Origin of the sequence: Gemmata obscuriglobus (assembly GCF_008065095.1) — a bacterium.
Classification (GTDB): Bacteria; Planctomycetota; Planctomycetia; order Gemmatales; family Gemmataceae; genus Gemmata; species Gemmata obscuriglobus.
The window spans coordinates 331,101-343,313 of record NZ_CP042911.1; the positions used below are offsets into that span (position 1 = coordinate 331,101).

The 12,213-nt window shown below is 70.4% G+C and carries 9 protein-coding genes; 6 read left to right on the forward strand and 3 right to left on the reverse strand.

The genetic code is table 11. The annotated features are described in order from the left end of the window. Positions 1 to 601: 601 nt before the first annotated feature. Both GobsT_RS01455 and GobsT_RS01460 read right to left on the reverse strand, forming a co-directional pair. Positions 602 to 2,140, reverse strand: coding sequence for a YifB family Mg chelatase-like AAA ATPase (locus tag GobsT_RS01455; protein ID WP_010045214.1), 1,539 nt, complete (start codon positions 2,138 to 2,140; stop codon positions 602 to 604). Between the two features lie 100 nt (positions 2,141 to 2,240). Next, positions 2,241 to 2,969, reverse strand: coding sequence for a zinc ribbon domain-containing protein (locus GobsT_RS01460; RefSeq protein WP_029601122.1), 729 nt, complete (start codon positions 2,967 to 2,969; stop codon positions 2,241 to 2,243). 223 nt (positions 2,970 to 3,192) lie between these two features. Between GobsT_RS01460 and GobsT_RS01465 the strand changes: the two genes are divergently transcribed. Continuing rightward, positions 3,193 to 4,029, forward strand: coding sequence for a polyprenol monophosphomannose synthase (locus GobsT_RS01465; RefSeq protein WP_232068320.1), 837 nt, complete (start codon positions 3,193 to 3,195; stop codon positions 4,027 to 4,029). A 432-nt stretch (positions 4,030 to 4,461) separates the two neighbouring features. Here GobsT_RS01465 and GobsT_RS38575 read toward each other — a convergent pair whose 3' ends face one another. Beyond that, positions 4,462 to 4,623 (reverse strand): hypothetical protein, encoded by a 162-nt coding sequence (locus GobsT_RS38575; protein ID WP_157506887.1) that lies wholly within the window; start codon positions 4,621 to 4,623, stop codon positions 4,462 to 4,464. A 691-nt stretch (positions 4,624 to 5,314) separates the two neighbouring features. Here GobsT_RS38575 and GobsT_RS01470 point away from each other — a divergent pair. From GobsT_RS01470 to GobsT_RS01490, 5 genes are all read left to right on the forward strand, one after another. Then, positions 5,315 to 8,413, forward strand: coding sequence for a sigma-70 family RNA polymerase sigma factor (locus GobsT_RS01470; protein WP_109571352.1), 3,099 nt, complete (start codon positions 5,315 to 5,317; stop codon positions 8,411 to 8,413). Between the two features lie 92 nt (positions 8,414 to 8,505). Beyond that, on the forward strand, positions 8,506 to 9,522 hold the full coding sequence (locus GobsT_RS01475) for a DUF1559 domain-containing protein (RefSeq protein WP_010050939.1): 1,017 nt from the start codon (positions 8,506 to 8,508) through the stop codon (positions 9,520 to 9,522). A gap of 245 nt (positions 9,523 to 9,767) precedes the next feature. Then, complete coding sequence (locus GobsT_RS01480; RefSeq protein ID WP_010040103.1) at positions 9,768 to 10,229, forward strand: Ig-like domain-containing protein; 462 nt, start codon at positions 9,768 to 9,770, stop codon at positions 10,227 to 10,229. A 127-nt stretch (positions 10,230 to 10,356) separates the two neighbouring features. Continuing rightward, positions 10,357 to 11,055: an RNA polymerase sigma factor gene (locus GobsT_RS01485; RefSeq protein WP_010040102.1), complete on the forward strand. Its 699-nt coding sequence runs from the start codon at positions 10,357 to 10,359 to the stop codon at positions 11,053 to 11,055. Positions 11,056 to 11,084: 29 nt separating this feature from the next. Then, positions 11,085 to 12,113, forward strand: coding sequence for a hypothetical protein (locus GobsT_RS01490; RefSeq protein WP_010040101.1), 1,029 nt, complete (start codon positions 11,085 to 11,087; stop codon positions 12,111 to 12,113). The last annotated feature ends 100 nt before the right edge of the window (positions 12,114 to 12,213 follow it).

The window sequence follows — 12,213 nt, forward strand, 5'->3', positions numbered from 1 at the left end:
GCAGGTTAGTATTTGTAGAAAATCGGCCACCGGTATTCTGCTCAGGGTTTCAGGAGTCAGCTCACTGAATGAATCGTAGGCTGTAACAAGCGAAGTGAGAGGGGCATAAAATGCAACTATATCGTCGCAATTATATGATCATTCTGATTTTTCATCAATACCTTCGTTAACGTGGTCGATTACGTCATCGACAATCGAGATTGCCCTGCAATTATTAACAAACGACTCAATCCAGAGAAACTCGTCCCTCGGCTCGATACAGACACGTAGTCGCTTGATTCGAACAGCACCGCAGATTGTAAATCGAGTTGGCTTCACAAATCGGCCTCACAGATGAACCAAGTCGAAAGTCCCAGCAGGGAAGATTTTTTATTAATCCTGATAATACCCCTTGAGCGGCCCGCCGGAACAGCCCTCACGCACCTACACGTTTAAGTCACTTGCGTTCGCCCATGAGCCCGCACGGGAAACGGGTTCATCGCCGCGCAGAGGACGAAGCCCGCCGGGAACGCGGTGCTGTGAGCCGCGCGGGGCGGCTCGTCGTGGTGGGCTCGGTGGGTGTCGCTTTCAGGCGATTGTCGGGTTCGCATTTGGGCGCCGGTTATCGTTCCCAGAGTTTGCGGTCGAGGGCGCGGAACCCGATGGCCTCGGCGACGTGGTCCTGGCCGATGCGGTCGCTGCCGGCCAGGTCGGCGATCGTGCGCGCCACCCGCAGGATGCGGTCGTGCGCCCGGGCCGACAGCCCCAGCGCGTCCATCGCCTCCTTGAGCGTGGCCTGACCGTCGGCGTCCAGTGCGCAGTGGGTGCGGATCTGCTTGGCGGTCATGCGCCCGTTCAGTCCGCCGGCGTTATCCCCGAACCGCGCCGCCTGCACCGCCCGGGCCGCGAACACCTGCTCGCGCATCGCCGCCGAACTGGTGCCGTCGCTCGGCTTGGACAGGTCTTCGAACGGGACTGGCGGCACCTCAATGTGCAGGTCGATGCGGTCCAGGAGGGGGCCGCTGATCCGCCCCATGTACTTCTCCACCGCCATCGGCGCGCACTTGCACGGCTTCTTCGGATCGCCCATGAACCCGCACGGGCACGGGTTCATCGCCGCGCACAGGACGAAGTTCGCCGGGAACGTGGTGCTATGGGCCGCGCGGCTGATGGTCACCCGCCCCTCTTCGAGCGGCTGCCGCAGCGCCTCCAGGCTATTGCGGTTGAACTCGGGCAGCTCGTCGAGGAACAGCACCCCGTGGTGCGCGAGTGAGATTTCGCCCGGCTGGGGCACGCTGCCGCCGCCGACCATGCCGGCGCTACTGATCGAGTGGTGCGGGCTGCGGAACGGCCGGGTGCACAGAAGCGATTCGCCGGGGGCGAGCTTGCCGATCGCGGAGTAGATGCGGGTGGTTTCCAGGCTCTCGTCGGGCGTGAGCGGTGGGAGAATGGTGGGCAGCCGCCGCGCCAGCATCGTTTTGCCCGACCCGGGCGAGCCGAGCATCAGCACGTTGTGCGCGCCGGCGGCGGCCACCACCAGCGCGCGCTTCGCGAACTCCTGCCCCTTCACGTCCGCGAAGTCGATGGCGTACTTGTTGAGCTTCCCCTCAATGTCCTCGACGGGTGGCGAGAACGGGTCCAGCGGCGCCTGCCCGGTCAGGATGCCGACGGCTTCCGCCAGCGACCCGACCCCGTACACCTCGATCTCGCGCACCACCGACGCCTCGCGGGCGTTGCCCGCCGGCACGATCAGCCGGGAGAGCCCGCGCGACCGGGCCTCCATCGCCATCGACAGCACGCCGGCCACCGGGCGCACCATGCCGTCGAGCGCGAGTTCGCCCACCAGCGCGTACGTTTCCAATTGTTCGGCCGCGATCTGGCCCATCGAAGCGAGCAGCCCGAGAGCGATGGGCAGGTCGAACGCGCCCGCGTCCTTGCGGAGGTCCGCCGGGGCGAGGTTGATGACCGTGCGGCCGGTCGGGAGCCGGTACCCGAGGTTCACCAGCGCCCGCTCGATGCGGTGGACGCTCTCGCGCACCGCGGCCTCGGGGAGCCCGACGAGCACGGTTCGCGGCTGCTGGGCCGGCGAGGTGTCGACTTCGACTTGTACCGGAACGGCGTCGATGCCGAGCAGGGCGAAGGTGTTCAGTTGGGCGAGCATGGGGCACCTCGGGCGGACGGTCGCCGGGGCGGGCGCGCAACGTGCGCAACACCCGCCCCCATGTTCTGTATTCTGCCCGCCGTTCACCGCCCAGCGCCCGCTACTTCTTCACCTTCTCCAGCGGCTTGTTGTCGATCGCCAGTCGTTTGACGGCGAACCGGCCGGTCCGGAGCATCGGCATGATCGTCGCCGCCCAGATCAGCACGATGAACGCGCCGGGCTTCACCATCATCGCCTTCCGGGACGGGTCCGTCGGGTCGGGCTGCTCCGACTCCAGGAACGTGCCGGTCATCCACTCGCGCATGTTCAGCAGGCAGATGATGTCGAGCACGATCAGGCCGACGCAGATCACGAGCGCGATGACCCCGGGGCCGAGGTGGTTCATCCAGTCGCTCGCGTCGGGCGCCCACACCTTCTTCTGCTCGGCCCGCGTGCGGGTCACGTTGTTGAACCCGCAGTGCAGACACACGACCGCGTCCGGCGGGTCCAGCTCTTGGGCGCAGAACGGGCACCGGGGCACGTCCTCCTCCGCGATCAGTCCCATCGCTTTGGGCTTGGCCCCGCCGTCCCCGTCGTCATCGTCGTCCTGAAACTTGTACGGGGCGCTCGCCGGCGCCGGCTCCTCTTTCTTGGGCTCGGGTTTTGCCGCCGCCTTCGGCGACTTCGGCGCCGCATTGGGCTTGGACGGCCCGCCCCCCTTCGCGGCCCGCACCTCCGCGACGAACGCGTGCCCGCACTGCTTGCACTTGATTTTCTTGCCGAGAACCGCTTCCGGCACCTTGAGGGTCAGGTCGCAACTCGGGCACGCGATCTCGTTAACGGTCGCCATAAGGTCGATCCCTTTCGGGGCGCTACGCGAGTCGTGGTTCACCTTTTTCCGGCGCATCAATGGCAAAAACCCGGCCGGACCGGGCATAAAACCAGACGCATCGGGATCAGTATCCTAGAAAATAGCGTATCCGCGCGGCACTTCACCAGGGGTCCTGCCCGGATTCGGTGCCGCCAACCGGAGGCAGGTGACCGTCGTGCCGCAAGCCACTCTCGAGCCCCCCGTGATTTCCGCGCTCACGCCCGACGAGTCTTTTCCGGGGCCGGTGGCTCCTGAGACGCCCCCTCCCCGGGCCGTGCGTCTCGACGCGGGACCGGCCCGGCGGCCGGGGGAACCGAAACTGCTCATTTCGCTCGCGACTTACAACGAGGCGGGGAACGTCGAGGCCCTGATTGCGGAGATCCACAAGGTCGCCCCGCACGCGGACGTGCTCGTCATCGACGACAACTCGCCCGACGGCACCGGTCAGATCGCGGCCCGGCTCGCGGAGACCGACCCGCGGGTGCAGGTGCTCCACCGGCCCGGGAAGTTGGGGCTCGGCACCGCGACACTGGCCGCGATGAAGTTCGCGATGGCCCGCGACTACGATTTCCTGCTGAACATGGACGCGGACTTCAGCCACCCGCCGCGGTACCTGCCCGGCATCCTCGCCGGGATGAGCAAGCACGACCTCATGATCGGCTCGCGGTACACCCGCGGCGGCGCGACCGAGAACTGGCCGCTGACCCGCCGGCTCATCAGCCAGAGCGTGAACATGCTGGTGCGGCTCACGTTCCGGATGCCGGTGAAGGACGCCAGCGGCGCGTTCCGGTGCTACCGCGTCAGCATGCTGCGCAACGCCGAACTGGATCGCGTGCGGTCCCGCGGGTACTCGTTCCAGCAGGAAGTGCTGTTCCGGTGCCACAAGTCCGGGGCCAAACTGGGCGAGTACCCGATTCTGTTCGAGAACCGCCGGGCGGGCGTGAGTAAGGTGAACAAGGCGGAAGCGGTCCGCTCGATCAGCATGATCCTCTACATTGGGCTGCGGAACGTCTTCGGCCTCGAACAGCGGCGGGGCTGAGCCCCGCACGCGACCTTTTCCGGACCGGGCCTCTGTCATCCACCTTTGCGCCAGCTCGGCATTTTGTCGACTCGCCGGCGCATCACGTCATTAATTTGTCGTTCGCCGGACGCGGGGCACGTCTTACCGGACGTGAAGTATCACCCTCCCCAACTATCTGTGAGGTGGGCCGGCACTGAGCTTGTGATGCGAGCAACAAAATAAGCGTGGGGGCGGGCCAGGACGGACTTGCCCACGCCGGAGCATTACGCTATCAACTTTGCATCGCAAAGGAGATTGGCGTTGCGTGTCGTGATCCTGGTTGCGGGCTGTGTTTGGGTTGCCGTGGCTCTCGCCGGCGTGAGTAACACGCACACGAGTATGGACCTCGGCTTCGCACTTCTATTCACGGGCTTCGCTCTTACGGTCGCCTGGGGGGCCGTAACGCTCCGCTCACAGGTCCGCCGCGGGCGGGTGTGGTGGTCGCTTCCGCCCGCCGTCCTTGTAGTGGCAGTGCTGGCCATGACCGAATGGGGGCTCGTCGCACGCGTCTGGTTGAGTGAGGCGCCGCTCCGCGCTCGCGCTGAGGCGGCGCGGCGGGGTGAGGTGGATCATCGGTCGGGACGGACCGGATTGTTCTTCATACAGGGGGTAGAGGAAGGCCGGTCGGAGGTTCGCTTCGTTACCGGCAGTGAGATGTTGGACACCGTCGGGTTGGCCCACCGGGAAGTCCCGCCCGGTCCGGGCGAGCGACACTATCGACACCTTTTCGGACCGTGGTATCGGTTCGTGCGTCCGTACTGACATACAACGCCGTGGGTGCCCACTTCTGGACCGGCTTCGGCGCCCCGGCTGGCGGGGCGACATCTTGGCAGGAGCGGTGCCACATCTCTCGCCCTTTGGCGGTCGCGGCGTGTCCAGACAAGCGCCGCAACCACTCAGGTCCGGGCGATGTTAGCTCCTGACAGATTGGGCAAACGTCCCAACCGGCCACTAAGGCGATAAGTATCTTACAAGGCAAAACGTTACGACTCACAAGGTGCTGTTTAGCCGACTTCAGATCTCGGCGTTGCCGCGTTACTCGCTCACGTGTTGCTCATCCGCCCAGCCTGTGCGCAAGAAGAGAAGACCTTGTGCGCACCGCGTGCAGGATTTGTAAATTTCCTCAACGCGTTTTCCAGCAATGCCTTACTGCGCTCCGAGCCCATTTTTCATGCTCGTGAGGAACAAAAATATGAGCCGCGTCGATCTCACGCGGAACTATTGAAGGTAATCGATCGTTCATCGACGGCCGGCCGAGGGCACGATGACCCTGAACTTGATCCTGTCTCACATCTGCAAGCTCTCCGGCGGGAACAGCTTTTGCGGTCGGTCGGACGCGGATCTGCTGGGCGAGTACGCGCGCACTCACGACGAGAGGGTGTTCGAGGAGCTGCTCCGCCGGCACGGGCGGATGGTCTGGAACGTCTGCACCCGGCAGGCCCCGGACCCGCACGCCGCGGAGGACGTGTTTCAGGCCACGTTCCTGGCCCTGGCCCGCCACGCCGGGCGCATCCGCCGGCCGGCGGCGATCGCGGCGTGGCTGCACGGGGTCGCGGTGCGCCTCGCGGCGCGCCAAACCAACCGCGTCGCGCGCGCCCCGAGCGGGTCGTCGCCGGCCGAGGTCAGCGACTCGGCCGGCGACGACCCGGTGACCGCGCGGGAGGTGTTCTCCCTGGTCAACGTGGAGGTGAACGCCCTGGCCGAGCGCCTCCGGGGGCCGGTCGTCCTTTGCTACTTCGAGGGGAAGACCCGGGACCAGGCGGCCCGGGACCTGGGCCTTTCGGTCGCCACACTCAAGCGCCGGCTGGAGACGGCGCGGAACCTGCTCCGCGAGCGCCTGGCCCGCCGGGGCGTCGCGCTGCCGATTTTTCTGGGCATCCTTTTAGAGGCCGAGGTGCCGGCCCGGGCGGTCGCGGACACGATGCGGGCGGCCGCCGGCGGGCCGGTCGCCCCGGCGGTCGCGGCGCTCGTCGCGGCCGTGGCCCCTGGTGTCCGCCCCTTCGCGTGGGTGCTCGGGCTGGTCGCCGTCGCCGCGGGCCTGTCGGTCGCCGCGCTTCCGACCACGCCGCCGCCGCCGCCGCAACCGACTGCCGCACTACCGCCCCGGCACGACGCCTTTGGTGACCCGCTGCCGGACGGGGCCGTGTTGCGCGTGGGTACGGTGCGTTTGCGGCACGGCATCTGGGGGTGGGGCGGTGACGTGGCATTCCTGCCCGCCCGTCGCGCGGTGGCCTCCGTTCACGGCACCCGCGATATCTGCCTGTGGGACGCGACCACGGGGGCGGAACTGGAGCGCCTCGAAGGCCCGGAAGGGGCCGTCAGTTTGTCCGCCACGCCGGACGGTGCCGCGCTGGTTGTCGGGGGCACGCGCGAGGTCTGGGCGGTCGGCCTGCCCCCGGCCGCGGCCTTCCCGCTCTGGAAGCACCGGCTCCCGCCCGGCCCCGAACTGTACCCGGCCTATTGTGTCGCCGTGTCGCCCGACGGCCGGCTCGTCGCCGTGGCGACGGGCGGTCACCCGGTGGCCGTTCTCGACGCCGGGTCCGGGCAAGTGCTCCGGAATCTCTCTGGGTGCGCCCACAAGGTCGTCTTCTCTCCGGACGGCTCCGCGCTGGCCGCCTGCGGGCGGTGGGGCGGGGTGGAACTGTGGGACGTGGCGACCGGGGCACTGCGGGGCCGACTCGACGGTTCCGAGACGGTCGTCCGGGGCCTGGCCTTCGCGCCCGACGGGCGCTCACTGGCGGTCGCCGGCCCGGCGGGGATCGGCGTCTGGGATCGAGCGACCGGTGCGGAGGTGTGGCGCCGCGAGCCGGCCGCGCCGGACGCGTTCGTCTCTTTCTCCTCTGACGGCCGGACGCTGCTGGAGTGCGGGGGCGAGGCGGTCCGGTTCCGCGCGGCCGCGGACGGCCGCGAGTGCCGCGCCGCCGCCCGCGCCGAGGGGCTGTCGCCCGTTCAAGTGCTGCCCGCGATCGCCGGGCGGCGGGTGTCCCCGGACGGGCGGCTCGTGGCCGCCGTCGCGGACGGAGCCGTCGGGCTGTGGGAGGTGGACACGGGGCGGCCGGTCGGGCCGGCCGGCGGCCCCCGGGGGCCGGTCACGGGTGTGACCTTTTCCGGCGACGGCACGACCCTGGCGACGGTCTCGCGGCTGCGTCAACTGCACCTCACGCCGATCGACGCGACCGCGGCCGGCCGGGAGGTCCGGGTGGACCGGCCCGGCCTGCTGGCGACCGACGTGTGGGCGAGCGACCGCGCGGCGCGGTTCGACCTGCTCCAGCGCAGCACCACGGCGGCCGGGGGCTGGGCCCTAACGCGGTACGACGCGCGGGGCGCGAGTTCCGAGGGGCTCCCGGTGGCGGTGCCCCTGCCGCCGCCGTCTGCGGCGCGTCCGTATGCCGCGTCCGCCGACGGCCGCTGGCAAGCCTGGGGGGGCGCAGACCGGGTCACGGTCGTTGATCGCGCGACCGGTCGGGAGGTTGCCAGCATCCCGGAGTGCCCCGGCGCGTCGTATCTCGCGTTCTCGGCCGACGGGCAGTCGGTACTGGCATACAGCCCGGGGCGGCACGGGTTGGGCGTGTGGGCGAGCGAGACCGGGCAGAAGCGGTGCTGGCTGGAAACCGCGTTCACGCAGAACAACCCGGATCGGCCGCCGCTCGCCCTGTCCGCCGACGGGCGCTGGGTTGCGGCCGTCGAGCGGGCCGACGCGGGCGGGTTCCGCTTGCGCTCGTGGGAGGTGGCGTCGTGGGCGCCCGCGGTGACGTTCGACGCGGAGGCCGACGAGCGGACGGTGCTGGCGTTCGCCCCCGACGGCCGGCTCGCGGCCGCCGGCCGGGACGGGGTGGTGCGCGTGTTCGACCCCGAGACCGGGCGGGCGGTCGCGACGTACCGCGGGCACCGCGGGCCGGCCCTGGCCCTGGCCTTCGCCCGGGACGGGCGACAACTCGCGTCCGGCAGCGCCGACGGTACGGCGCTCGTGTGGGCCGTCCCCGATCGTTCCTTGCCGCCGGGCGCGCCGGGGGCCGGCGCCCGGGCTCTGGTCGAGGTGCTGGCGACGGCCGCCCCCGCACCCGCGGCCCGCGCCGCCGGCCAGCTCTGCGCCGCCCCGGGGGCCGCGGTCCCGGCGCTGCGTGACCGCCTCATGAGCCGACCCGAAGACGCCGAGCGGCCGGCGGGCCGGCTCGCGCCGTTCGACGGCCCGGCCCGTGGCCGGCGTCTGGAGGCGGTCCGGTGTGTCGCGGCCCTCGAACGGCTCGCCCCCGCCCCCGCGGCGCTGCAACTGCTACGAGACCTGGCGCGGGGGCCGGACCACGCCCCCGCTGCCGCCGAGGCCCGCGCCGCGCTCCGGCGGCTGGCACCGCCGGGCGACTGACCGCCGCGGCCCCGGCCCGGCGGACGCGAACGCACCCTCTCCCGCGGTCGCGGCGCAACATCATCCGTTTTCATTCCGAGGAGGAGAGTACCGTGTCGAACGCGAACGGTCGCGCCCGTGGGTTCACGCTCATTGAGCTGTTGGTGGTGATCGCCATCATCGCCGTCCTCATTGGGCTCCTGCTGCCCGCGGTCCAGAAGGTCCGCGCCGCGGCGGCCCGCATGAGCTGCCAAAACAACCTCAAACAGATCGCGCTCGCCGCGCACAACTTCCACGCGGCGGAGGAGCGGTTCCCCGTGCTGGCGGTGAGCGCGTCGACGGCCCCGGTGCGGCTCGGGTACCGCTCCCCGTTCATCCCGCTCTTGCCGTACATGGAGCAACAGCCCCTGTACGACCGGCTGCTCGCGCTGGTGGCCCCGCGGGCCGGGACGTCCTTCTACTCGCTCGGGCTGGGGACCGTGGCGGGCACCTACGATTCGCCGGACGCGCCCGGGGCCATGGTGCCGAAGGTGCTCGTGTGCCCGGCGGACGTCGGGGCCCAGAGCCCGGTCGCGTACAAGCCGATCTCCACGCTCAACTATTACGGCGTGACGAGCTACCGGCCGAGCGTCTCGACGAAGGCGACGCTCTGCTGCTCCCAGTGGAACGACGGGGTGATCGTGTCCCCGTCGAGTTCCGCGCCGGGCGCGGGGGTCCGCATCACCGACATCACCGACGGCACGTCCGGCACCGTGCTGTTCGGCGAGTTCTTCAACAGCGACCCGCAGTGGGACCCGGCGATCGTCGGCACCACGTACGCCAACAAGCCGTTCCCGTATTACGTCAACTCGCTCTGGGGGACGGCCGGACAGGGCTCGGGCGCGCTCCCCGGGAACGGCTCGTACCCGCTGAACGTCCGGCTGGCGGTCCCGACTGGTACCGCCGTTCCCGTGCCGGCCGCGCTCGTGACGCCCCGGATTTACGCGTTCGGGAGCGGGCACACGGGCGGGGCCAACTTCGCCATGAGCGACGCGTCCGTGCGTTACATATCCGACGCGATCAACAACTCGTCCGGGCTGCTGTCGGCCCTGTCCACCCGCGCCGGCGGCGAGGTCGCCACGCCGGACTGATACATGAACCCGCCTGCGGTGTCGCGTTCTTGACGAGCCGCGACCGCCAGGGAGCGGGGTACGTGGCACCGCTCCCTGGCGGTCGCGGCTCGTCAAGAACGCGGCAATATCACCGGGTACGTGTATGAGGCCGCCCGCGTACCCGTTCCGCCGGCCGCACTTCGGCCGGCGGCGGAAGGCCGTTACCCCTTCCTCTGGCCGCGCGGTCCCGTGCGGCCCCACCTTACAAACATGGAGACCCGAACATGCGCTGGCGACCGGGCCGGCTTGGCGTACTGATGGCCGCGCTTGTGGCGACCGGGTGCGGCGAGCCCAAGTTCCAGTTCGCGCCCGTCGAAGGGACCGTGACCCGAGACGGCAAGCCGTTGCCGAACGTGCTGGTCACGTTCTTCCCGGACCCCGAGGCCGGGACGCTGGGGCCGCGCTCGACCGGGCTGACCGACCGGTCCGGCCGGTACCGCCTGACGGCCGGGCCGACCCAGGCGGGGGCCGTTGTGGGCCGGCACCGCGTCGGCTTGCTCGACGCGAACCTGCTCGGCGGCCAAGGCGGCGCTGCGGAGGGACCGCCGGAGGGGGAGGACGGGGCCAAGGGGGCACGGCCGAGTGGGCCGCGCGTCCCCGAGTCTTACAACGAGTTCCGGAACACACCGCTCCGCGCCGAAGTGGCCGACGGCGGGTCGGTTGTGGACTTCGCGGTGCCGAAATGATCCCCACGTCGGCGGAAGGCGGCTCCGGGGCACCGCCAGGCCGCCTCGCTCCCTCGCCGGTGTGACGATATGATACACTACAGGGGAATTGCCCTTCCTATTCTCTCGCCGCGCGAACGCACGGCCCGTGCGCAACGTACAGGGGCTGAGGGCCGTGCTGGAACCCAACCGCCACCCGCCGGAGTCCGACGAACAGTTGCTCGCCCGGCTCCGGGCCGGCGAGCGGGACTGTTTCGGGGTCCTCGTGCGCCGGTATGAGCGAGAGCTGTTCGGGTACCTGCGGCGCTACCTCGGAGACGACGACCTGGCCGACGACGTGTTCCAGAACACGTTCGTTCAGGTGTACACGAAACTCGGGCAGTACGAGCCCGACCGGCCGGTGCGGCCGTGGCTGTACGCGATTGCGACGAACCAGGCCATCGACGCGCTGCGGCGCCGCAACCGCCGCGCCGACCAGCGCGCCGACGTGGTCACCACGGCCGACGAGGACGGACAGCCCCGACCGCTGTTCGAACTGCTGCCCGCGGCGGGTGACGAGCCGCCCGCCGCCGCCGACCGCGCCGAGCAGCGCGAGCTCGTCCGCGCCGCGGTCGACCGCCTGCCGGAGTTGCTCCGCCAGGTGGTGCTCCTGGCGTACTTCCAGGGGCTCAAGTACCGCGATGTGGCCGACGCGCTCGGCATCCCGGTCGGCACCGTGAAGTCGCGGCTGCACGCGGCACTCGCCAAGCTCACCGAGGGGTGGGGGGCCGCACACGACGGGCCCGGAGAACCGGGCGTCGAGAAGAATGATGAAGAGACGGGCGTCCACGCCCCCTCTTCCGCGTAGTTCGCTCCGGACCGCAGGGCGCCACAACCATGTCGGACGAAGACCTGCTCGGATACGTGCTCGACCTGCTGACGCCCGAGGAGCGGGCCGCGGTCGAGACGCGCCTGTCGCTCGCGCCCGAACTGGCGGCGCGCCTGGACCGCATGCGCCGGTCGCTGAGCCCGCTGCTCGCCGGCACCACGGCCGAGCGCGACAACCCGCCCGAACCGCCGCCGGGGCTCGCCGTCCGTGCCATCGCGCGGGTCGCACAGCACGTTGTCGCGCACGAGCCGCGCCCGGCCCGGCCGGCGCCGCGCGAGCCGGCCGTTATGGCACTCTTGCGCGGGTTCGCCGACGCGCCGGGCGAGCTGGAGTTCGGATCGGGTACGCGGGCCAAGGTTCCAGGGGCGGCCCGCCCCGCGCCGCCGGTGAGCGACGGGCCGGAGCCGGCGCCCGGGCGCCGGCTCCGGGCCGAAATCGTTGTGGCCGCCGGGATCGCGTTCCTGGCGTTCGGGCTGGTCACCTCGGGGATCGCCAAGGCCCGGCAGCAGCAGCGCGTGTACGCCTGCCAGAACAGCCTGCGCGGGCTCCACACCGGGCTGTCCGGGTACGCGGACTCGGACCCGCAGGGCCGGTACCCGCAAATCGACCCGGCTGCGACCGCCGACACGTTCGCCGCGTCGCTCGGCGAGCAAGGCCACCTGCCCGCCGGCTACCGGCCCGGGTGCCCGGGCGCGGACGCGTTCGTCGCGTACACGTACACGCTCGGGTTCCGCGAGCCGGACGGCCGGCTGCTCGGCCTGCGCCGCCCGGACCCGGCCGGCCCGGAAGGCACCGAGCACGACACGATGCCGATCTCGGCCGACTTCCCGACCGCACGCGCGGCGCCGGGGGACGGGCCGGTGTCGCCGCACTCGGGCTGCATGAACGTTCTGTTCGTCGGCGGGAACGTTCGCGCGACCACGTCCCCGTTCGTCGGGCCGAACGGGGACGACATTTACCGCAACGCGTTCGGACACGTGGGCGCCGGCATGAACCGCTCGGACGCCGTCCTCGGCCGCCCCGGCGACCGCCCGTGACGCCCGGCGCGGTCAACACCTTCGCCCGTTGAATCGCCCGCCGTGGCCCCCGGCCGGGTGCTTTTCTGTGGCGGGAGGACAATTCACCTCCCGAGGGAAC